At 59.3% G+C, this 21,426-nt stretch carries 25 protein-coding genes; 16 read left to right on the forward strand and 9 right to left on the reverse strand.

The window, feature by feature from the left end:
• Nucleotides 1-215: 215 nt before the first annotated feature.
• Nucleotides 216-1,757, forward strand: a complete 1,542-nt coding sequence (locus LUU92_RS14465; protein ID WP_222539743.1) for an EAL domain-containing protein — start codon at nucleotides 216-218, stop codon at nucleotides 1,755-1,757.
• A gap of 198 nt (nucleotides 1,758-1,955) precedes the next feature.
• Nucleotides 1,956-2,318: a histone-like nucleoid-structuring protein, MvaT/MvaU family gene (locus tag LUU92_RS14470; protein ID WP_071488246.1), complete on the forward strand. Its 363-nt coding sequence runs from the start codon at nucleotides 1,956-1,958 to the stop codon at nucleotides 2,316-2,318.
• A gap of 113 nt (nucleotides 2,319-2,431) precedes the next feature.
• Here LUU92_RS14470 and LUU92_RS14475 read toward each other — a convergent pair whose 3' ends face one another.
• Nucleotides 2,432-2,968, reverse strand: coding sequence for a DUF4946 domain-containing protein (locus LUU92_RS14475; RefSeq protein ID WP_071488254.1), 537 nt, complete (start codon nucleotides 2,966-2,968; stop codon nucleotides 2,432-2,434).
• Nucleotides 2,969-3,163: 195 nt separating this feature from the next.
• Here LUU92_RS14475 and gloA point away from each other — a divergent pair, with 195 nt between their 5' ends.
• On the forward strand, nucleotides 3,164-3,685 hold the full coding sequence (gene gloA / locus LUU92_RS14480; RefSeq protein WP_071488245.1) for a lactoylglutathione lyase: 522 nt from the start codon (nucleotides 3,164-3,166) through the stop codon (nucleotides 3,683-3,685).
• A gap of 50 nt (nucleotides 3,686-3,735) precedes the next feature.
• Here gloA and ahpF read toward each other — a convergent pair whose 3' ends face one another.
• The 3 genes from ahpF to LUU92_RS14495 all read right to left on the reverse strand — a co-directional run bounded on the left by ahpF (nucleotide 3,736) and on the right by LUU92_RS14495 (nucleotide 7,069).
• The gene (ahpF, locus tag LUU92_RS14485; RefSeq protein ID WP_257102163.1) at nucleotides 3,736-5,301 is read right to left on the reverse strand and encodes an alkyl hydroperoxide reductase subunit F; all 1,566 of its coding nucleotides are present in this window, start codon (nucleotides 5,299-5,301) and stop codon (nucleotides 3,736-3,738) included.
• A gap of 127 nt (nucleotides 5,302-5,428) precedes the next feature.
• Nucleotides 5,429-5,992: an alkyl hydroperoxide reductase subunit C gene (ahpC, locus tag LUU92_RS14490; RefSeq protein ID WP_010210361.1), complete on the reverse strand. Its 564-nt coding sequence runs from the start codon at nucleotides 5,990-5,992 to the stop codon at nucleotides 5,429-5,431.
• A 144-nt stretch (nucleotides 5,993-6,136) separates the two neighbouring features.
• Nucleotides 6,137-7,069: a site-specific integrase gene (locus LUU92_RS14495; protein WP_071488243.1), complete on the reverse strand. Its 933-nt coding sequence runs from the start codon at nucleotides 7,067-7,069 to the stop codon at nucleotides 6,137-6,139.
• 170 nt (nucleotides 7,070-7,239) lie between these two features.
• Here LUU92_RS14495 and LUU92_RS14500 point away from each other — a divergent pair, with 170 nt between their 5' ends.
• On the forward strand, nucleotides 7,240-8,247 hold the full coding sequence (locus LUU92_RS14500) for a DNA-binding protein (protein WP_257102164.1): 1,008 nt from the start codon (nucleotides 7,240-7,242) through the stop codon (nucleotides 8,245-8,247).
• Here LUU92_RS14500 and gorA read toward each other — a convergent pair whose 3' ends face one another.
• Together gorA and galU are read right to left on the reverse strand one after the other, a co-directional pair.
• Nucleotides 8,248-9,606, reverse strand: coding sequence for a glutathione-disulfide reductase (gorA, locus tag LUU92_RS14505; RefSeq protein ID WP_257102165.1), 1,359 nt, complete (start codon nucleotides 9,604-9,606; stop codon nucleotides 8,248-8,250). It lies immediately after the preceding gene.
• Between the two features lie 105 nt (nucleotides 9,607-9,711).
• Nucleotides 9,712-10,551, reverse strand: coding sequence for a UTP--glucose-1-phosphate uridylyltransferase GalU (gene galU, locus LUU92_RS14510; RefSeq protein ID WP_003173830.1), 840 nt, complete (start codon nucleotides 10,549-10,551; stop codon nucleotides 9,712-9,714).
• A gap of 308 nt (nucleotides 10,552-10,859) precedes the next feature.
• Between galU and LUU92_RS14515 the strand changes: the two genes are divergently transcribed.
• Nucleotides 10,860-11,045 (forward strand): hypothetical protein, encoded by a 186-nt coding sequence (locus LUU92_RS14515; RefSeq protein WP_012724166.1) that lies wholly within the window; start codon nucleotides 10,860-10,862, stop codon nucleotides 11,043-11,045.
• 143 nt (nucleotides 11,046-11,188) lie between these two features.
• Complete coding sequence (locus tag LUU92_RS14520; protein ID WP_071488240.1) at nucleotides 11,189-11,470, forward strand: hypothetical protein; 282 nt, start codon at nucleotides 11,189-11,191, stop codon at nucleotides 11,468-11,470.
• Between the two features lie 9 nt (nucleotides 11,471-11,479).
• Here LUU92_RS14520 and LUU92_RS14525 read toward each other — a convergent pair whose 3' ends face one another.
• Both LUU92_RS14525 and LUU92_RS14530 read right to left on the reverse strand, forming a co-directional pair.
• A complete protein-coding gene (locus LUU92_RS14525) occupies nucleotides 11,480-11,710 on the reverse strand; it encodes a hypothetical protein (RefSeq protein WP_071488239.1) in 231 nt (76 codons plus the stop codon).
• A 115-nt stretch (nucleotides 11,711-11,825) separates the two neighbouring features.
• Complete coding sequence (locus LUU92_RS14530) at nucleotides 11,826-12,179, reverse strand: hypothetical protein (protein WP_071488238.1); 354 nt, start codon at nucleotides 12,177-12,179, stop codon at nucleotides 11,826-11,828.
• A gap of 212 nt (nucleotides 12,180-12,391) precedes the next feature.
• On the opposite strand from LUU92_RS14530, the gene LUU92_RS14535 reads away from it, so the two are divergent.
• The 4 genes from LUU92_RS14535 (at nucleotide 12,392) to ada (ending at nucleotide 14,685) form a co-directional block, all read left to right on the forward strand.
• Nucleotides 12,392-12,694, forward strand: a complete 303-nt coding sequence (locus LUU92_RS14535) for a DUF1883 domain-containing protein (protein WP_003191319.1) — start codon at nucleotides 12,392-12,394, stop codon at nucleotides 12,692-12,694.
• Between the two features lie 25 nt (nucleotides 12,695-12,719).
• On the forward strand, nucleotides 12,720-12,887 hold the full coding sequence (locus LUU92_RS14540; protein WP_012724160.1) for a hypothetical protein: 168 nt from the start codon (nucleotides 12,720-12,722) through the stop codon (nucleotides 12,885-12,887).
• A gap of 4 nt (nucleotides 12,888-12,891) precedes the next feature.
• Nucleotides 12,892-13,557, forward strand: a complete 666-nt coding sequence (alkB, locus tag LUU92_RS14545; protein WP_071488237.1) for a DNA oxidative demethylase AlkB — start codon at nucleotides 12,892-12,894, stop codon at nucleotides 13,555-13,557.
• Nucleotides 13,558-13,632: 75 nt separating this feature from the next.
• Nucleotides 13,633-14,685, forward strand: a complete 1,053-nt coding sequence (gene ada / locus LUU92_RS14550; RefSeq protein WP_257102166.1) for a bifunctional DNA-binding transcriptional regulator/O6-methylguanine-DNA methyltransferase Ada — start codon at nucleotides 13,633-13,635, stop codon at nucleotides 14,683-14,685.
• A gap of 56 nt (nucleotides 14,686-14,741) precedes the next feature.
• Here the strand turns inward: ada and LUU92_RS14555 are convergent, their stop codons facing one another.
• A complete protein-coding gene (locus tag LUU92_RS14555; RefSeq protein ID WP_071488235.1) occupies nucleotides 14,742-15,335 on the reverse strand; it encodes a CGNR zinc finger domain-containing protein in 594 nt (197 codons plus the stop codon).
• A 173-nt stretch (nucleotides 15,336-15,508) separates the two neighbouring features.
• Between LUU92_RS14555 and LUU92_RS14560 the strand changes: the two genes are divergently transcribed.
• From LUU92_RS14560 to LUU92_RS14585, 6 genes are all read left to right on the forward strand, one after another.
• Nucleotides 15,509-16,387, forward strand: coding sequence for an alpha/beta fold hydrolase (locus LUU92_RS14560; protein WP_257102167.1), 879 nt, complete (start codon nucleotides 15,509-15,511; stop codon nucleotides 16,385-16,387).
• 109 nt (nucleotides 16,388-16,496) lie between these two features.
• On the forward strand, nucleotides 16,497-17,555 hold the full coding sequence (locus LUU92_RS14565; RefSeq protein ID WP_222539735.1) for an NAD(P)H-dependent flavin oxidoreductase: 1,059 nt from the start codon (nucleotides 16,497-16,499) through the stop codon (nucleotides 17,553-17,555).
• Between the two features lie 119 nt (nucleotides 17,556-17,674).
• Nucleotides 17,675-18,433 carry a molybdate ABC transporter substrate-binding protein gene (modA, locus tag LUU92_RS14570; protein WP_071488232.1) on the forward strand — a complete coding sequence of 253 codons (759 nt, stop codon included), beginning with the start codon at nucleotides 17,675-17,677 and terminating at the stop codon, nucleotides 18,431-18,433.
• Complete coding sequence (gene modB, locus LUU92_RS14575; RefSeq protein ID WP_257102168.1) at nucleotides 18,434-19,114, forward strand: molybdate ABC transporter permease subunit; 681 nt, start codon at nucleotides 18,434-18,436, stop codon at nucleotides 19,112-19,114.
• 5 nt (nucleotides 19,115-19,119) lie between these two features.
• Nucleotides 19,120-20,199 carry a molybdenum ABC transporter ATP-binding protein gene (modC, locus tag LUU92_RS14580; RefSeq protein WP_257103856.1) on the forward strand — a complete coding sequence of 360 codons (1,080 nt, stop codon included), beginning with the start codon at nucleotides 19,120-19,122 and terminating at the stop codon, nucleotides 20,197-20,199.
• A 78-nt stretch (nucleotides 20,200-20,277) separates the two neighbouring features.
• On the forward strand, nucleotides 20,278-21,315 hold the full coding sequence (locus LUU92_RS14585; RefSeq protein ID WP_071488230.1) for a DNA topoisomerase IB: 1,038 nt from the start codon (nucleotides 20,278-20,280) through the stop codon (nucleotides 21,313-21,315).
• Nucleotides 21,316-21,426 lie beyond the last annotated feature (111 nt).

Here is a 21,426-nt window from a genome sequence, read left to right on the forward strand (position 1 = left end):
ATGGTGCGTGCCGTTGATGATCACACCGGCATCTACCGTCGCCGGTCCACCGTGCAGCAGCACTGCCAGTAGCAGTCCCAGATAACGCCCGCAAGGCTGCCTACTGACCGAACGGGTAGGTATCCCGAGCTTATTGCGGCGACTGCAACTATCATCGAGTCATGTCCGACCCGCCGTACTGACGCCTCTCTCACCTCGTACCAGGCTTTTACCCCATGCCCCTGACCGTCCAAGGCCCGCGCAGCCGTGCCACCCGTAACCTGATCAGCGTATTTTGCGCCATGGTGCCCGTTGCATTGGGCGTGGCTATCCTCCATTGGCAGGCCGAACGCACCCTTGAACAAAGCACCGCCCAGACCGCGCAGGAAGCTGTGCGCCAATTCGACTTGATGCTCGATAACACCGCCCTCGCCGCCCAGGCGTTGCTGCCACTGGCAGGTCAACCCTGTGATAACGGCGCGCAGCTGGCATTGCGCGAGCAGGTCACGCGCCGTCCATTCGTGCGGGCGACCACCTTGTCCTGGCAGAGAAACATCTACTGCAGCTCGCTGTTTGGTGACCAATACGCGTCACCGGTCAATCCGGATGATTATGTAGATGGCAAGTTGTGGTTGATGGATGGCAACCCGGTGACGCCGGATACCGCTCTGCTGGTGTACCGGCTGGTCGAGGGTGACAAGGCCGCATTTGCGTCGATCGACGGCTACCACCTGACCAACGCCTTGCGCCTGATCAGTCGCTACGCCGACCTGGTACTGCAAGTCGGGCCCCATTGGCTGGGGGCCGATGGAAAAGTGCATGACACCGCGGTGCCGCTATTTGCCGTAGCGCACCATCATCTTGCATCCTCGCGTTATCACTACAGCGTCGACGCAGGCATGCCGGCTGGCGAAGTCTGGCGCTACATGCAGGCTCGATACCCGGCGTTGTTCAGCCTGCTGGTGTTCTTTGGCGTGCTGGCTGGGGCGCTGGCGCATTGGCTGCAAAAACGCTCTTCGGCCCCCACCCATGAACTGTATCGGGCATTGGCCGCCAACGAATTCATTCCGTACTTCCAGCCCGTGGTGCGCGGTGATACCCGTGAATGGGCAGGCTGCGAGGTACTGATGCGCTGGCAACACCCTAAGGAAGGGCTGGTGCGACCCGATCTGTTTATCCCCCTGGCCGAGCATTCGGGCCTGATCGTGCCGATGACTCGTGCTCTCCTGCGCCAGACCGCCGCGCAACTGGCGCCCCATGCCACGCGTTTCAGCCCGGGATTCCATGTTGGTGTGAACATCACTGCACGCCACTGCCAGGACCTGGCACTGGTGGAGGACTGCCGTGAGTTTCTCGCCGCCTTTCCCGTGGGCCAGGTGACCCTGGTGCTGGAGTTGACCGAACGCGAGTTGATCGAACCTACCGAGATTACCCGCCGCTTGTTCGATGCCTTGCATCAATTGGGAGTGATGATTGCCATTGACGATTTCGGCACCGGCCATTCCAGCCTGGGCTATTTACGCAACTTCAATGTGGACTACTTGAAGATTGACCAGAGTTTTGTCGCCATGATCGGTGCAGATGCACTATCGGGGCATATTCTGGACAGCATCATAGAGCTGTCGGGCAAGCTCGACTTGGGCATCGTTGCAGAAGGTGTGGAGACACGCGAACAGTGTGATTACCTGGCCGCTCAAGGGGTGGACTTCCTGCAAGGCTACCTGTTTGGAAAGCCTTTACCCTGTGATGAATTTATTAAATCGCTGGCGCGTCATTGAATAGCCATGCACTACCTGTACTGAAATAGTTGGGTCTAGAGAAAAGACATGATTTACTCGTGGCGCATTAACTACTACAATTTTTCCTGCCTGTGCAGAACTCGCGAGACGACTTCTTTCCTGGGTCGCCTTAAAGCGCTTGGCTTATAGCTTTGTCTGCAGTTGATATCAGCCAACTACACTATTGGAGTACAGATTTTGTCCAGACTCGCCGAATTTCGCGCAGCAGAAAAAGCCCTTCAAGAGCAGCTTGCCCAGCTGGAATCCCTGAAGAACGATGCTGGCCTGAAGAAAGAAATCGAATTCGAAGAAAAGCTTCAAGCCCTGATGAAGAGCTATGGCAAAGGCCTGCGCGACATCATTTCCATCCTTGATCCAAACCCGGGCAAGTCCAGCGCCGCCGCTGCCGCCCCCAAACAGCGCCGTGCGCGAGTGGTCAAGGTTTACCAGAACCCGCACACCGGTGAACTGATCGAAACCAAAGGCGGTAACCACCGTGGCCTCAAGGCCTGGAAAGAACAGTACGGCCCTGCCACTGTAGATTCCTGGCTTCGCGGCTGATCGTACCGGACTTATAAAGAGCCCCGCTGACGCGGGGCTTTTTTATCTTGTAAGGTTCGAAATCGAACTTAAATAACATTTCACTTTGTTCAAAATCGACAGCCCTCACGCACTTAAAGTTTCAGGCTATCGCGTACCGAACTGACTTCCTCCTTGCTTGCTTCATACGCATCGGCCTGACCCGCGTATGAAAATACATACGCCTTATCGGTATCAACCGCGCCCACCAATGTTTGCGAGAGCACGTGCCGCCCGTTCTCGGTTATCACGCAAGTAGTTTCCAGCGCTTCAAGACGGCTCAATGTTGAAGGGCGCATCTTGCTGCACACGCTTTGATAACCGCCCTGGGCAAAATCCTTCTGGATGGATTTACGCATCTCCAGCAGTACGCCTTGAAGATTAACCTTGTGGCCAACTTCAATCGGTGTCCCGGTCAACTCCATGACCATCAGGGTCGTACCGTTTTCATCATTCTTGATTGCCCGCTGGCGTGACACTGCCTGGGGTTTGACAGGTGCCTGGCCATCCGCGACGACTTCCTCAACCTGCCACCCACTAGGCCAATGAATTTCGGGCTCGGCGGCCACTACGCAGGAACTGCCCAACCACACGCACAGCATGCCCAACAGCGGTTTACGAAATTCAGTCATTACGAAAAACACCCAAGGTTCAATGGCCAAAGTTTGGGCCCCAGCCTCCACAGGCCGCAAGGCCTGCATGGCTTTTTCATCTGGCGACCGGGCCAAGCGTTGCGTATCATGGTCCGGCTGCACGGATGCCAGCCGCAAGCCAAGGAACCGCTCACATTTCAGAGCCGCGTTTGCCCCATTTTTTCTGGAGGGCCCATGAGCCTGCACGAACTGAACACTTTCCCGGGCGTTACCGCCCAACCTGACACCGCCACCGCCAATTTCGTGTTCAACCACACCATGCTGCGGGTCAAGGACATCACCAAGTCACTGGACTTCTACACCCGTGTCCTGGGCTTTTCCCTGGTTGAAAAACGCGACTTCCCGGAAGCCGAATTCAGCCTGTACTTCCTCGCTCTGGTCGATAAATCCCAGATTCCGGCCGACGCTGCCGAGCGCACCCAGTGGATGAAGTCGATTCCAGGCATCCTGGAACTGACCCACAACCACGGCACCGAAAACGACGCCGACTTCGCCTATCACAACGGCAATACCGACCCACGTGGTTTTGGCCATATCTGCATCTCGGTGCCGGATATCGTCGCTGCCTGCGAGCGCTTCGAAGCCCTGGGCTGCGATTTCCAGAAGCGCCTCACCGACGGTCGCATGAAGAGCCTGGCCTTCATCAAGGACCCGGATGGGTATTGGGTCGAAATTATCCAGCCGGCACCGCTGTAACAAAAAAACCCCATGATCGCTCATGGGGTTTTTCATTTACGCGGCCTTCCTTACGCCGGGGCAGAAGTCCGGATCAGGTGGTCGAACGCACTGAGGGAGGCCTTGGCGCCCTCGCCCACCGCAATCACGATCTGCTTGTACGGCACTGTGGTGACATCACCGGCAGCGAATACGCCCGGCAGTGACGTCTCGCCACGCGCATCGACGATGATCTCGCCACGCGGCGTCAGTTCCACGGTGCCTTTGAGCCAGTCGGTGTTGGGCAGCAGGCCGATTTGCACAAAGATCCCTTCCAGGTCGATGGTCTTGAACTCGCCGCTGTCACGGTCCTTGTACGCCAGACCGGTGACTTTCTGGCCATCGCCTTTCACTTCGCTGGTCAGCGCGCTGGTGATCACATCGACGTTCGGCAGGCTGTAGAGCTTGCGCTGCAACACGGCGTCGGCGCGCAACTTGCTGTCGAACTCGAGCAAGGTCACGTGGCTGACGATACCGGCCAGATCGATGGCCGCTTCCACGCCGGAGTTGCCGCCGCCGATCACCGCCACACGCTTGCCCTTGAACAACGGACCGTCACAGTGCGGGCAGAAGCACACACCCTTGGCCTTGTATTCCTGCTCGCCCGGGACACCCATTTCTCTCCAGCGGGCGCCGGTCGCCAGGATCACGGTCTTGGATTTGAGAGTCGCACCGCTTTCGAAGCGAATTTCGTGCAGGTCACCGGCGTTTTTCGCCGGAGTCAAGGCACTGGCGCGCTGCAGGTTCATGATGTCCACGTCGTACTGGCGCACGTGGGCTTCCAGGGCGCTGGCCAATTTCGGGCCTTCGGTTTCCTGTACCGAAATGAAGTTCTCGATGGACATGGTGTCCAGCACTTGCCCGCCGAAACGCTCGGCGGCGACGCCGGTGCGAATGCCTTTGCGTGCGGCGTAGATCGCAGCCGATGAACCGGCAGGACCGCCGCCGACGACGAGTACATCGAAGGCCTCTTTGGCGCTGATTTTCTCGGCGGCTTTTTCGATGCCGCTGGTGTCGAGCTTGGCGAGGATCTCTTCCAGGCCCATGCGACCCTGGCCGAAGTTCACACCATTAAGGTACACGCTGGGCACTGCCATGACTTGGCGCTCGTCCACCTCAGCCTGGAACAGTGCGCCGTCGATGGCGACATGGCGGATGTTAGGGTTGAGCACAGCCATCAGGTTCAACGCCTGGACCACGTCCGGGCAGTTCTGGCAGGACAGCGAGAAGTAAGTCTCGAAGCTGAACTCGCCTTTGAGGGCGCGGATCTGTTCGATCACTTCGACACTGGCCTTCGACGGGTGGCCACCGACTTGCAGCAGGGCCAGCACCAGCGAAGTGAATTCATGGCCCATGGGGATGCCGGCAAAACGCAGGCTGATCTCGGCACCCGGGCGGTTGATGGAGAACGACGGCTTACGCGCATCATTGCCATCGGTTTTCAGGGTAATCAGCGTGGTGAGGCTGACCACGTCCTGCAAAAGGGCAAGCATTTCCTGGGATTTCGCGCCGTCGTCGAGGGAGGCGACGATCTCGATCGGCTGGGTGACCCGTTCCAGGTATGACTTCAACTGAGCTTTAAGATTGGCGTCCAACATACGGGCGATTTCCTGTTCATTCGGTTTATTGCAGACAAAAAAACGCCCGAGCGAATCTCGCCCGGGCGTTTTGGGGGCGGATGCAGCTTACTTAAGTGCGGATTCCCGCCCTTGAGACTTCACAGACTTAGATCTTGCCGACCAGGTCCAGGGACGGAGCCAGGGTAGCCTCGCCTTCTTTCCACTTGGCTGGGCACACTTCGCCTGGGTGGGCAGCAACGTACTGAGCGGCCTTGATTTTACGCAGCAGCTCGGAAGCATCACGGCCAACGCCACCGTCGTTCAGTTCAACGATCTTGATCTGACCTTCCGGGTTGATCACGAAAGTACCGCGGTCTGCCAGGCCAGCTTCTTCGATCAGCACGTCGAAGTTGCGAGAGATGGTCAGGGTCGGGTCGCCGATCATGGTGTACTGGATCTTGCCAATGGCTGGCGAAGTGTTGTGCCAGGCAGCGTGGGCAAAGTGGGTGTCGGTGGAAACGCTGTAGATCTCGACGCCCAGTTTCTGGAACTCGGCATAGTTGTCAGCCAGGTCTTCCAGCTCGGTTGGGCACACGAAGGTGAAGTCGGCTGGGTAGAAGAACACAACGGACCACTTGCCTTTCAGGTCAGCGTCGGACACATCTACGAAGTTGCCGTTTTTGTAGGCGGTAGCTTTGAACGGTTTTACTTGGCTGTTGATGATAGGCATCGTTGACTCTCCGTCAGGTTTGTAGAAGGGCTTAGCAAGTTGATGAGGTGAATCCTACCCACTCTCTACGCCGATGGCTCATTGGCAAACCTGATGCTGACGATTGGTTTTCCCTATCAGGTGACTGTATTAATAGAAGAAATCTCAAAGCAGCGGTCGGGTCGCCAGGGTCATGCCGAGAAAGGGCGTGGCTTCAACATAGCGCATGGCGGATTTCATGTCGCTCCAGCCGACATAACTCATCAACGACTTCAAATCCCAGCCGCTGCGATGAGCCCAGGTGGCAAAGCCCCGGCGCAGCGAGTGGCTGGTGTAGTGCTCGGCGGGAATGCCGGCGCGCTCCAGGGCCTGGCGCAGCAGCGGGATCACACTGTTGGGGTGCAAGCCCTCTTCCCCCAGGTTGCCCCAGCGATCAATACCGCGAAACACCGGGCCACGTACCAAAGCCGAGGCACTGAGCCACTCGCTATAGGCCTGCACCGGACACAGCCGCAACAGTGCCGGGGTGTGGTAGGTCTTGCCGAGGTTGTCGCGGTCGCTTTTGCTGCGGGGTAGATAGAGGCTGATCCCCGCTCCAGGCGTGGCTTGCACATGCTCGATGGAAAGGCGACACAGCTCATCGCTGCGAAAGCCACGCCAGAAGCCCAGCAGGATCAACGCAGTATCACGCTTGACACGCAGCAACCGGGGCTGGTCCTGTGTCTGCGCCGCCTCTATCGCTTCAGCGTCAAGAGAAGCAACCACTTGTTCCAGATGCTTGAGCTGCAACGGTTCGGCTTGCTTCTCCTGCGCCGGGTGCACAGCACGAATGCCCTTGAGTACCTTGCGCACCACGGGCGCCTTGGTCGGGTCAGGAAACCCCTGGCTGGCATGCCACTGCGCGAGTGCCGACAACCGCAGCTTCAGCGTGTTGACTGCCAGCACACCTGCGTATGCGACCAGATAGCGCGCCACGCTGTCGCTGGTTGCCGGCAGGAACCCGCCCCAACTCACTTCGAAGTGCTCGATGGCCGCGCGATAACTGCGCCGCGTGTTATCGCGCGTGGCGGCGTTGAGGTAACGATCCAGATCGCTCATGGGAAGCCTATTTGTACTACTGGCGGGGACTTTAGCAAATCAAACACGCATGACACGGGATAATACGCCAATATCCCATCTGTTAAACGCTAAGTCACAACAAATTTTTATTTATGATATGGTACGTATATACATACCACGTACTACATTACGAAATCGATGGAGACCCCATGGCTCGCGGCGGCATCAACAAAGCAGTAGTTCAAACAGCCCGCTTGGCAATCCTCGCCCGCGGCGAGAACCCCAGCATCGACGCAGTACGTATCGAGATGGGCAATACGGGCTCGAAAACCACCATTCACCGCTATTTGAAAGAGCTGGATGAAAGCGAAACGCGCACCACCATCACCGAAGCGCCGATCGACGACGAGCTTGGCGAACTGGTTGCGCGACTGGCCCAGCGCCTGAAAGAGAAAGCCCAAGAGCCAATCGACCTGGCCCTGGCGCAGTTCGAACAGCAGAAGGCCGCCCTGCTCGCCCAGGTGCAAGCCCTTGAGGAGGCCCATGGCCAACTCCAGCAGCGGTTCGATATCCAGGCGGCCGCCCTGGCAGAAGAAAGCGCAGCCCTGCAAACCGCCAGCACCAGCCTGCAGACCGAGCAGACCCGCAACGCCGGGCTGAGCCAGGCGTGCAGTGATTACGAGCTAAGGATCAACGACAAGGACGAGCAGATTCGCTCGCTGGAAGAAAAGCACCTGCATGCCCGGGACGCCCTGGAGCATTACCGCAATGCCATAAAAGAGCAGCGCGAACAGGAACAGCGCCGCCATGAAGGCCAGTTGCAACAGGTACAGGCAGAACTGCGCCAGGCCCAACAGAGCGCCATGGTGCGCCAGGATGAAATCACCCAACTGCATCGCGACAATGAGCGCCTGTTGATTGAGCACCGGGTAACGGCGAGGGAGTTGACTGCACTGCAAGAGCAATCCCGCAAGGATCAGGCCCGACTGCTCAAGCTGACTGAACAGGTGAGCCTGATTGACAGCGAACGCACCCTGATTCAAGAGCGCCTGCGAGTAGCAGCGCTGGAGAACCAGTCACGCCAGGAAGCGCTGGGCGAACAGCAGCAAGCCAATAAAACCCTGGAACTGGAGCTGATCAAGGCCCAGGCCAGTGTCGAGGCGCTGCGCCTGGCCGCCGCCGTTGCAGCGGCGCCAGAGGCAACGCCCAAGGCCTGATCAGCCCGCTACGGGCGTGCGCATGGTGACGAACTCTTCCGCCGCCGTTGGGTGCACGCCGATGGTTTCATCGAAGTGCTGCTTGGTCGCGCCTGCCTTGAGCGCAATCGCCAGGCCCTGCACGATTTCACCCGCATCCGGGCCGACCATGTGGCAGCCCAGCACTTTGTCGGTGTCGGCGTCGACCACCAGCTTCATCAAGGTCTTTTCCTGGCACTCGGTGAGGGTCAGCTTCATCGGCCGGAAACGGCTTTCGAAGACCTGCACCTTGTGGCCCTTCTCCCTCGCCTCTTCTTCGCAGAGCCCCACGGTGCCAATGTTCGGCAGGCTGAATACCGCCGTCGGGATCATCTTGTAATCCACCGCACGATACTGCTCAGGCTTGAACAAGCGACGCGCCACAGCCATGCCTTCGGCCAGGGCAACCGGCGTCAATTGCACACGACCGATCACATCGCCGATGGCCAGGATCGAGGGCTCGGCGGTCTGGTACAGGTCATCCACCTCAACAAAACCACGCTTGTCGAGCTTGACGCCGGTGTTCTCCAAGCCCAGGTTATCCAGCATCGGACGCCGCCCCGTGGCGTAGAACACGCAGTCGGCTTCGAGCACCCGGCCGTCTTTCAGCGTGGCCTTGAGGCTGCCATCGGCCTGCTTGTCGATGCGCTCGATATCGGCATTGAATTGCAGGTCCAGGCCGCGCTTGGTCAGCTCTTCCTTCAAGTGCGTGCGTACCGAACCGTCGAAGCCGCGCAGGAACAGGTCGCCGCGGTACAGCAACGAGGTCTGGGCGCCCAGGCCGTGGAAAATACCGGCAAACTCGACAGCGATGTAACCACCGCCAACCACCAGCACACGCTTGGGCAATTCCTTGAGGAAAAACGCTTCATTGGAGACAATGGCGTGTTCGCGCCCAGGAATCTCCGGAATCTGCGGCCAACCACCCGTTGCGATCAGAATGTGCCTGGCGGTAAAGCGCTGGCCATTGATTTCGACCTGATGCGGATCCACCAGGCGCGCATGCCCTTCATGCAGGGTCACGCCGCTGTTGACCAGCAGGTTGCGATAGATGCCATTGAGGCGATTGATCTCGCGGTCCTTGTTGGCGATCAAGGTGGCCCAATCAAAATTCGCCTCGCCCAACGACCAGCCAAAACCGCTGGCCAGCTCGAAATCCTCGGCAAAATGAGCGCCGTACACCAACAGTTTTTTCGGCACGCAACCGACGTTGACACAGGTGCCGCCCAGGTAGCGGCTTTCCGCCACGGCCACCTTGGCACCAAAGCCTGCGGCAAAACGTGCCGCACGCACACCGCCGGAACCGGCGCCAATTACATACAGGTCAAAATCGTAGGCCATTTCACTCTCCTCGGCAGGACATCAGCATACCGACTTACATGGGGCTGAAAAACGAAAAAGCCACCCGAAGGTGGCTTTTTTAGAACAGGCTGCCTACACCGTGAATCAGTAAGCCTTGCCAGTCTTGTAGAAATGCTCGTAGCAGAAGTTGGTCGCTTCGATGTAGCCCTCGGCGCCACCGCAGTCGAAACGCTGGCCCTTGAATTTGTAGGCAATCACGCAACCGTCTTTGGCTTGCTTGAGCAGGGCGTCGGTGATCTGGATCTCGCCACCCTTGCCTGGCTCGGTTTCCTCGATCAGCTTGAAGATGTCCGGAGTCAGGATGTAACGACCGATGATCGCCAGGTTGGAAGGTGCGTCTTCCGGCGCTGGTTTCTCGACCATGTCACGCACGCGGATCAGGCCATCGCCAATGTCGTCACCGGCAATAACGCCGTACTTGTTGGTTTCGGTGGGGTTCACTTCCATCACGGCAACGATAGTGCAACGGTACTTTTGATACAGTTTGACCATCTGGGTCAGTACGCCGTCGCCTTCCAGGTTCACACACAGGTCATCCGCCAGTACCACGGCGAACGGTTCGTCACCGATCAGCGGGCGTCCGGTCAGGATGGCGTGGCCGAGGCCTTTCATCTGAGTCTGACGGGTGTAGGAGAACGAGCATTCGTCCAGCAGTTTGCGGATGCCGACCAGGTATTTTTCCTTGTCGGTGCCCTTGATCTGGTTTTCCAGCTCGTAGCTGATGTCGAAGTGGTCTTCCAGCGCGCGCTTACCACGGCCGGTCACGATGGAGATTTCGTTCAGGCCGGCATCCAGTGCCTCTTCGACGCCGTACTGAATCAGTGGCTTGTTCACCACCGGCAGCATCTCTTTGGGCATGGCCTTGGTCGCTGGCAAGAAGCGAGTGCCGTAACCGGCTGCTGGGAACAAGCATTTCTTGATCATATGGGTCCTTACAAAGGGCTGTGCGTACGGAATTCGGCGCAGTCTAATCAGGCCGCAGTCACCTTACAATGGGTCCTGCTGGCGTTGCGATGTCATCATAGAGAAAAAATCTCGGCGTAAGTTCCGCGTATCTTACGAAGCGCATCTGCATCGGCACGGCCAAATGAGCCTGCACGGGGTATTTCCAAGGGCTGTGACCTTTTTAGCATGCTTTTACAGCGGTAACACTGACCTAGAATAACTTGCGCGTGCCCGCGACATTTGGCGCTATCATAGGCCCCTGAACCAGACCACGAGATACTTGATAGATGTCAGAACCAAAAGGCGTGAACGGCTACCTGATCACCAAGCGAGCAGACGGTTGGCACCTGATCAACTTCCACGGCGACAGCGTCGCCGGCGCATTTGCCAGCGAAAGCCAGGCTATTGCCGTAGCCGAAGTGTTTGTGGATGAAGCAGGCCACGCTTCGAGCAAACGGCCCAAGGGCAAGTAAACGTCAATGCCCTGTGCAAAAGGCCCCGGTGAACGGGGCTTTTTTGTGTTTGTCTGTACGTAGATGGCAGTTCGCTATAATCTCGCCAAAACGCCCCACGACAGTGTCAGCGTGCCCTCCAACACCCTCGATGATGAACCTACATGAACAAGATTCTGGCACTGACTGCAGGACTGGCGCTCGCCGGATGCACCACCACCTCTGACGTCTACCTGAAAAACGGTGAGCAAGGCCTGACCATCGACTGCTCGGGCGAAGCCAATTCCTGGGCCAGCTGCTATGAAAAGGCCGACGCTTCTTGCGCAGGCACCGGCTACCGTATCGTCGGCACCGAAGGCACGCCTTCGCTCAAGGAAAGTGAAAAGACCCTGGGCCAGGACGTCGGCAACTTCAAAAGCCGCAGTGTCGTAGTCGTGTGCAAGTAAGCTTAGCGCCTACAACTGGATATCGGCGAACTTGATACCCAGGCCACGAATGGTCTCCACCAGGTCATCCAGCCGCGAGAACGACTCGACTTCATCCTGATCGTCCACCAGGAAAAAGCTGCGGCCACCGCTTTTCTTGAAAAATACAATCCACTCCCCCAAGTCAGCCGGGTTCTGGATGATGTGAGTGGCCGATATCTGGCCTTCGGCCTGGCGAGCCCTGACGTGTTCACGCTTCATAAAAGACTTCCCGAAAAAACAAATGCCGCACAAACCGGGGGTTTGCACGGCATTTTTGCATTGAATGGACGAGAGTTTAACGGATGCCCTGCCCGATCAGTGGGTGAAACGGCGCTTATGAACCGGAAATGCACTCTTCGCCGGCCTTCTTCACATCACCGGGACGGATCGGCACATTGGACATGCTCTCGTAGAGCTTGATACTGCTGCCGCTGGAGCGGTCTTCGATCTCGAAAATCGCCGACGGGTCCGCCGAGAATTTCTGCGGCACAATCACCTGCACACCGTCCTTATGCGGCTCGATCTGCGGCGGGCGGCGCGTGGTGGACAGTTTACGCACTACACAGGCAGCATATTCCTGCGGTTTCTTCCCGGAAATAACCGCCAGGGTCGGCGGGGTCTGCTTGATATCTGCAACCGAAGCACACCCACCAATCGCCAGGGCCAGAACCAACACACTCCACTTCATACAAAACCTCCGATAAAGACCCTACGACAGCGAGGATGGTATTTTTCTCCCGCCCACGTAGGATTTATCCCTGATAACTCGGTAAATAACTGTTTTAAATTGTCGACGTCGTTGAAGACGGGCCGATAATAAACGCGCTGGGGCTGATAAACTCCATCTTAACCTACGTATCGTTCTGATTTTTCAGAAAAAGCCCTTCTGGAGACACCCTCATGAAATTCATCCACCAGCGCGAGCACCTCAACGAGGGAGACATTGTTGTCATCGAATGCTCGCAGACTTGTAATATCCGGCTAATGAGCGATGCGAATTTTCGCAGCTTCAAGAATGGCGGCCGACACACCTACCACGGCGGCGCATTCGACAAGTTCCCCGCCAAAATCACCGCACCGAGCACCGGGTTCTGGAATATCACCCTGGACGTGGTCACACGCCGTGCCATCAGCGTGACCCGCAAACCCGCGCTGTCTCACAAGATCCGCATTGTGCGTCGCACCAGCTCCAAGCTGAGCTGACCCGCCCCTACCACAGGAAACGATCGTGACCGCTACTACCAAATACGTGATCAAGTACAAGCTCAACGGCGAACGCCGCTTTGAGTTCGCTCAACTGCAGACCAACAGCGTCGAAGAAGCCAAGCAAGCCTTGGCGAAAATTCACGATGCCAGTGATGAAATCACCGACATCAATGTGAGCAAGGCGCTGTAGGCGAATGCCCGGCCCCACCGAAGATCTGTTCGCCGAAGACGCCTTGCAGCAACCCGCAGGGCGCGAGCAAATTGGCGAACAGTCCTGCGTATTAAAAGGCTACGCCCTGCCCTGGATTGAGCGCCTTCTACCGGAACTACGGCAGGTGCTGGCTCAATCACCGTTTCGGCAAATGGTCACACCGGGTGGTTTTACCATGTCGGCCGCATTGAGCAGTTGCGGCGACCTGGGCTGGACTACCGACACCTCTGGTTACCGTTACTCATCCGTGGACCCACGTAGCCAGCAACCCTGGCCGCCCATGCCGGACGCCCTGCGTGAATTGGCGGTGCTGGCGGCCGCTGACGCCGGGTTCCCTGACTTTGCCCCGGACGCCTGCCTGATCAACCGCTATGTACCCGGCGCAAAAATGTCGCTGCATCAAGACAAAAATGAGCGTCGCTACAGCGAACCCGTGGTGTCTGTCTCGCTCGGACTGCCGGCAATATTTCTGTTTGGTGGGCATGCGCGCAGCGACAAGACCCGCAAAGTCTCGCTGTTCCATGGCGACGTGGTGGTCTGGGGCGGCGTGGACCGCCTGCGCTTTCATGGCGTGATGCCGATCAAGGAAGGCGTGCACCCGGTGATGGGTCCGCAACGCATCAACCTGACCTTTCGCACCGCCGGCTGATTTGACCGCAAGCTTCAGAGTGCCAGGCGTTCGCGACCCGGCTAATCTGGCCGGGATCCGTCAAGAGTGCCGAACATGACTACCGAACAAGACCCGCGCTGGGCCGCCGTACTTGCCCGTGACCCCAAGGCCGATGCGCTGTTCGTCTATGGCGTGAAGACCACCGGCGTGTACTGCCGCGCCAGTAGCGCTTCACGCTTGCCGCGCCCGGAAAACATCGAGTTTTTCGACACCCCGGCGCAGGCCGAAGCCGCCGGCTATCGCGCCAGCAGACGCGCGGCCGGCGACCGGACCCAGCTCGCGGCGCAGCATGCACAGCTGGTGGCCGATGCCTGTCGTCATATCGAACAGGCCGACACTCCACCCAGCCTGAATACGCTGGCACTGCACGCCAATCTCAGCCCTTTTCATTTTCACCGTGTGTTCAAAGCCGTTACTGGCCTGACACCCAAGGGCTATGCCAGTGCCCATCGTTCGCGCAAGGTGCGCGACGGTCTCAAGAGCGCGCACTCAGTGACGGATGCGCTCTATGACGCGGGCTTCAACTCCAACAGTCGCTTTTATGAATCCGCCGACCAACTACTTGGCATGAAGCCCGCCGACTACAAGGCCGGGGGCACCAACACTGCGATACTGTTCGCCGTCGGGCAGTGCTCACTGGGAGCGATCCTGGTGGCGCAGAGCGCTCGCGGCGTCTGTGCGATTCTGCTGGGGGATGACGCGGACCAACTGGTGCGCGATCTACAGGATCAATTTCCCAACGCGGAACTGGTGGGCGCCGACCCGTGTTTCGAGCAACTGATTGCGCAGGTCGTGGGGTTTATCGAAGCGCCCGCGCTCGGCCTGGACTTGCCACTGGACCTGCGCGGCACCGCATTCCAGGAACGGGTGTGGCAAGCCTTGCGTGAGATTCCACCGGGCAGCACCGCCAGCTACGCGCAGATCGCCGAGCGCATCGGCGCACCAAAGTCGTTCCGTGCGGTGGCCCAGGCGTGCGGCGCCAACAGCCTGGCGGTGGCCATTCCTTGCCACCGCGTAGTGCGTAGCAATGGTGAGCTATCGGGCTACCGCTGGGGGGTGGAGCGCAAGCAGCAATTGCTCGCCAGAGAACAGTCGTCTAAGACCTAGCGGATCCCTGACTGTCGCGACGTGCTGCTCCTGGATGGTGTGCAAGGCCATCTCCTTCAAAGCTTCAGTTTGCGTTTACGAAATTCAGCGACTTTATGCCGATTGCCACACAACGCCATGCTGCACCAGCGGCGCTTGTGGGCCTTGGTGCGGTCATAAAACCACAAGATGCATTCCGGATGCTCGCAGCGCCGGATCAAATTGAAATCTCCTTCCACCAGCAACGTGGCGGCCGCCTCGGCAATCGGGGCCAGGAACTGTTGCGCCGTCTGCTGCTTGCGCTGGCGCTCAAGCTTTGGCGCCTCGGACGCCGTCCACACCAACTGCGGATGGCTCACCGCCTTGCGTAAAAAGCCGTTGAGTGCAGCCGGATTGCCAGGTTGTCGCGCTTTGCGCGCAGCCACCAACTCACGAATCACCTCGCGCAACTCCCGCGCGGCGCTGAGCAACGCCCCCGGTTCAAACTGCGGAATACCGTGTTGTTCAACCCATTGCAGGCGCACCAACCAGGCGGCCACGTCGGCATCGGCCTGCCAGAAATCCCACGGCACGCCGTCGATGTTCGCCAGGGTATTGAGCATGTCCAACACCGGATCATCGGCCAGGACATAGGGTTCCGAGGGGGCGGCAGTGGATGGGGGAAGGGTCATGGGGCAATCCTCTTGTGAGCGTCCATATCGTAACCGCTATTACGACATCAGGATAGTTACAAAAATAACAATTCTAACCCTAATAAATGATTTGACAGGTTACATTAATCAGCGCAGCTTTTTAAAAAGTAACCCGTAAATCAACTCAATCTAGTTACAAAGGGCATTCCATCATGACCACTCCAACCCCTGCCGTTCACTACCGCCACGTCGATGCCGACGGCGTGCGCATGTTCTACCGCGAGGCCGGTGCTGCATCGGCACCGGTCATGTTGCTGCTGCACGGCTTTCCCAGTTCGTCGCACATGTTCCGCGACCTGATCCCCTTGCTTGCCACGCGCTTCCGGGTCATTGCGCCGGACCTGCCGGGCTTCGGCTTCACCGAGGTGCCGGCTGAGCGCGATTACCACTACAGCTTCGACAACCTGGCAATCACGGTCGGGCATTTTGTCGATGCGCTGGCGTTGAACCGTTACGCCCTGTATGTCTTTGACTATGGCGCGCCGGTGGGCCTGCGCCTGGCGGTGGCGCATCCGGAACGGGTCAGCGCACTGGTGTCGCAGAACGGTAACGCCTATCTGGAAGGCCTGGGGGATGCCTGGGCACCGATTCGCACCTATTGGAACGAGCCGACCCAGGCCAACCGCGAGGTGATTCGCAACGCAGTGATCAGCCTGGAAGGCACGCGCTACCAATACCTGCATGGCGTAAAGCAGCCCGAGCGGGTAGCCCCGGAATCCTACATGCTCGATGTACTGCTCATGCAGCGCCCCGGAAATGACGAGATCCAACTGGACCTGTTCCTCGACTACCGCAACAACCTGGCGCTGTACCCGGCGTTCCAGGCGTTCTTCAAGGCCACACTCGTACCTACGCTGGTGATCTGGGGCCAGAACGACCCGTTCTTTATCCCGCCAGGCGCCCACGCCTATAAAGCTGACAACCCGAATGCCGTGGTGGAACTGCTCGACACCGGTCACTTCGCCCTGGAAACCCATGCCGCCCATATCGCCGAGCGGATTCACGCCGTACTCGGCAACGCCATTGATTGATGACGCACCACGAAACGCCGCGATCGTCCAGTGAATAAAACAGAGTGGCCGGGGGCCATGGGCCCTGTTAAAACAGCGAAGAGCCTCACTAACGCTGGAGACGCATCCCATGAGCACCTGGCCAGACACCCGCCTTCTCGACCTGCTGGGCATTCAGTTGCCCATCATCCAGGCCCCCATGGCGGTGGGCACGACCACCGCCATGGTTATCGCCGCGAATCAGGCCGGTGCGTTGGGTTCGCTGCCGGCTGCTGCGCTGAGCATCGAGCAGCTGCGCGAAGCGCTGACCGCCATCCGCCAGGCCAGCCCACGTCCGATCAACGTCAATTTCTTCTGCCACCAACCGCCCACGCCAGACCCCGAGCGTGATCGCCGCTGGAAGGCACTGCTGGAACCCTACTACCGCGAACTGGGCGCCGACTTTGATGCGCCCACCCCGGTCTCCAACCGTGAACCGTTCAATGACGCCGCGTGCCAGGTCGTCGAAGAATTCCGCCCCGAAGTGGTCAGCTTTCACTTCGGTTTGCCGGAAAAGTCCCTGCTGGATCGGGTGAAAGCCACTGGTGCCAACGTGCTGTCTTCGGCCACCACGGTGGAAGAAGCGATCTGGCTGGAACAGCATGGCTGCGATGCAATCATCGCCATGGGCAGTGAGGCCGGCGGGCACCGTGGATTGTTCCTCAGCGACGACCTCAATACCCAGATCGGCCTGTTCGCCTTGTTGCCGCAAGTCGTCGACGCCGTCAGCGTGCCAGTGATTGCCGCCGGCGGCATCGGTGATGCGCGCGGGATTGTCGCAGCGTTCGCCCTCGGCGCCTCGGCGGTGCAGATTGGCACGGCGTACCTGTTTACTCCCGAAGCCAACGTCACGGCCTCACATCACTATGCTTTGCGCCATGCCCAGGCCAGCGAAACCGCGCTGACCAACCTGTTCACCGGTCGCCCGGCACGGGGCATCGTCAACCGGGTAATGCGCGAGTTGGGCGCGATCAACCCGGCCGCACCGGCGTTCCCCACTTCCGGTGGCGCGTTGATACCGCTCAAGGCCAAGGATGAAGCGGGCTTCAGCAACCTGTGGTCCGGTCAGGCACTGCGCCTGGGCAAAGACACCACGACTTATGAACTGACCCGTGAATTGGCGGAGCAGGCGCTGGCCAAGCTCAACTAGCACTCGGCTGTGTGGCAACTTTGCACTGTACCGGCAAAGGCCAACCGCTATATATTCCCATACATAGCGGTTAAGCCTTCTACCTATAACAAGCCGTACACCCTCAAAGGAGCTGTTTCATGAAGAGTCATGCCTCACGCCTGGCCATCCTGGCCGTTGCCCTGGCATTCGGTTCGGCCCACGCCGATGAAGTCCAGGTGGCCGTCGCAGCCAACTTCACTGCACCGATCCAGGCGATCGCCACCGACTTCGAGAAAGATACCGGGCACAAACTGGTCGCGGCCTACGGTGCCACCGGCCAGTTCTACACCCAGATCAAGAATGGCGCGCCGTTCGAAGTGTTCCTGAGCGCCGACGACACCACCCCGCAGAAGCTTGAAAGCGAAGGCGACACCGTCAAGGGTTCGCGCTTCACCTACGCCGTCGGCACCCTGGCGCTGTGGTCGGCGAAGGACGGTTACGTCGACGCCAAAGGCGACGTATTGAAGAAAAACGAGTTCAAGCACCTGTCGATTGCCAACCCGAAAGCCGCACCCTATGGCCTGGCTGCCACTCAGGTGTTGGCCAAGGAAGGTCTGACCGACAAGGTCAAGGACAAGATTGTCGAAGGCCAGAACATCACCCAGGCTTATCAGTTCGTGTCCACCGGCAACGCCGAGCTGGGCTTTGTGGCCTTGTCGCAGATCTATAAAGACGGCAACGTCACCAGCGGTTCGGCGTGGATCGTCCCGGCGTCCATGCACGACCCGATCAAACAGGACGCAGTGATCCTCAACAAGGGCAAAGACAGCGCCGCTGCCAAGGCACTGGTCGAATACCTCAAGGGGCCTAAAGCCGCTGCCGTCATCAAGTCCTTTGGTTACGAGCTGGCCAAGTAAATGCCGTTATCGAGTGCCGATTTCTCCGCTATCTGGTTGACCCTCAAACTGGCCTCACTGACCACCGTGATCCTGCTGGTCATCGGCACTCCGATTGCCTTGTGGCTGTCGCGCACCCGTTCCTGGTGGCGCGGCCCCATTGGTGCGGTCGTCGCCTTGCCGTTGGTGTTGCCGCCGACGGTGATCGGTTTCTACCTGTTGTTGACCATGGGACCCAATGGCTATTTCGGCCAGTTCACTCAGTGGTTGGGCCTGGGCACCCTCACCTTCAGCTTCGCCGGACTGGTGATCGGCTCAGTGATCTATTCCATGCCGTTTGTGGTGCAGCCGTTGCAAAACGCCTTCTCCGCCATCGGCACACGCCCACTGGAAGTGGCCGCAACCTTGCGTGCCAACCCGTGGGACACTTTTCTCACGGTGATTCTGCCCCTGGCCCGCCCCGGCTTTATCACCGCCTCGATCCTGGGCTTTGCACACACCGTCGGCGAATTCGGCGTGGTGCTGATGATCGGCGGCAATATCCCGGACAAGACCCGCGTGGTCTCCGTGCAGATCTACGACCATGTGGAAGCCATGGAATACGCCCAGGCCCATTGGCTGGCCGGCTCCATGGTGGTGTTCGCGTTCCTCGTGTTGCTGGCGCTCTACTCCAGCCGTAAAACCAGGATGGGCTGGAGCTGATGTCGATGATCAATGTGCGCCTGAACCTCAAGTACACAAGCTTTGCCCTCGATGTGGACCTGCACCTGCCCGGCCGAGGCGTAACCGCGCTGTTTGGGCATTCCGGTTCCGGCAAGACCACCTGCCTGCGCTGCATCGCCGGGCTGGAACGCGCCGGAGACGGCTTCATCCAGATCAATGATGACGTCTGGCAACACAGTCGTAACGGGCTGTTCGTGCCGCCGCATAAACGCGCGCTGGGCTACGTGTTTCAGGAGGCCAGCCTGTTCCCGCACCTGTCGGTACGCGCCAACCTGGAGTTCGGCCTCAAGCGGATTGCCCGTCAACAGCGTCGTGTGGACATGGCCCAGGCCACTGAGTTGCTGGGCATCGGTCATCTGCTCGAGCGCCATCCCCAACACCTCTCCGGCGGCGAGCGCCAGCGCATCGGTATCGCCCGCGCCTTGCTCACCAGCCCGAGCCTGCTGCTGATGGACGAGCCGCTGGCTGCCCTCGACAGTCAGCGAAAGGGTGAAATCCTGCCGTACCTCGAACGCCTGCACGATGAACTGGATATCCCGGTGCTGTACGTTAGCCATGCCCAGGATGAAGTGGCACGCCTGGCCGATCACATCGTGCTGCTCAGCGAGGGCAAGGCCCTGGCCAGCGGCCCCATCGGTGAAACCCTGGCACGTCTCGACCTGCCCCTGGCGCGGGGTGACGATGCCGGTGTGGTCATCAATGGTACGGTCAGTGCCTACGACGACCACTACCAATTGCTCACGCTGCAACTGCCCGCCAGCGCCCTGCACATGCGCGTAGCCCATGCACCGCTGGCGCTGGGCAAGGCGCTGCGCATCAAGGTGCAGGCGCGCGACGTGAGCCTCAGCCTGCAAGCCGAGGAGCACAGCAGCATCCTCAACCGCCTGCCGGTCACCGTCACCCAGGAAATTGCCGCGGACAACAGCGCTCACGTGCTGGTACGCCTGGACGCGGGAGGCTCGCCGCTGTTGGCGCGCATCACGCGATTCTCCCGCGACCAGTTGCAACTGCACCCCGGCCAAACGTTGTGGGCGCAGATCAAGGCGGTCGCCGTGCTGGCTTGAGCAATCTTTTGGCACGACCGCATACGGCTGCGGTCAATCAGACATACCGGCCTGATGTGTTGCCAAGGAACCCGCCCCATGTCCGACTCTGCGCTGCCCCGCGACCTGCATTACGTTGACGACACCCAGCCCGGCATCCGTCGCAAGACGCTGCGGGGCAAGTTCCAGTATTTCGATTCCAAGGGCGAGCGTATCCGCGATGCGGATGAGATCAAGCGCCTCAACGCCCTCGCCGTACCGCCGGCCTACACCGATGTGTGGATCTGCGCCGACCCGCAAGGCCATCTGCAAGCGACCGGCCGCGACGCGCGCGGGCGCAAGCAGTATCGCTATCACGCGCGCTGGCGTGAGGTGCGCGACAGCGACAAATACTCGCGCCTGCAGGAATTTGGCAACGCCTTGCCGAAGCTGCGCAAACAGTTGGAAGCGCAAATCGCCGAACCCGGCTTTACCCGCGAAAAAGTCCTGGCCACGGTCGTCATGCTGCTGGACGCGACGCTGATCCGGGTCGGCAATACTCAGTATGCGCGGGACAACAAGTCCTACGGGCTGACCACCCTGCGCACCCGTCATGTGGATGTCAAAGGCAGCGAGATCCAGTTCCAGTTTCGTGGAAAGAGCGGCGTAGAGCACCAGATCAGCGTCAAGGACCGGCGCCTGGCCACGGTGGTCAAACGCTGCATGGAGCTGCCGGGGCAGAACCTGTTCCAGTACCTGGACGAAGACGGTGTACGGCACACCGTCAGTTCCCAGGACGTCAATGACTACCTGCACCGCCTCACCGGCGCCGACTTCACCGCCAAGGACTACCGCACCTGGGCCGGCACCGCCATGGCGCTGGCGGTGTTGCGCGAGCTGGAATGGCAGCCTGAGTCGGATGCCAAGCGGCATGTGGTGGCGATGGTCAAGGACGTCGCCAGGCAGCTGGGCAACACGCCGGCGGTGTGCCGCAAATGCTATATCCACCCGGCCGTGCTGGAGCATTTCAGCCTCGGTGAACTCTCCAAATTGCCCAAACCAAGACTGCGCAAAGGGCTCAAGGCCGAAGAAGTGGCCTTGGCGATGTTCCTGGAGCAACTGGCGCAAGACTTGCCGAAAAAAGCCAAGGCGGGTTAGGCTTTGCCTCCCTTCTGATGCGCAGGACGACCGCCGACGTGAACCACTAAGCCTTCCAAAATGTACCCGCAACGAGCCGCCTGGCGCGCTTGTTGGCCTGTCCGACATTTT

Source organism: Pseudomonas extremorientalis (genome assembly GCF_024584605.1).
GTDB classification, from domain to species: domain Bacteria; phylum Pseudomonadota; class Gammaproteobacteria; order Pseudomonadales; family Pseudomonadaceae; genus Aquipseudomonas; species Aquipseudomonas extremorientalis.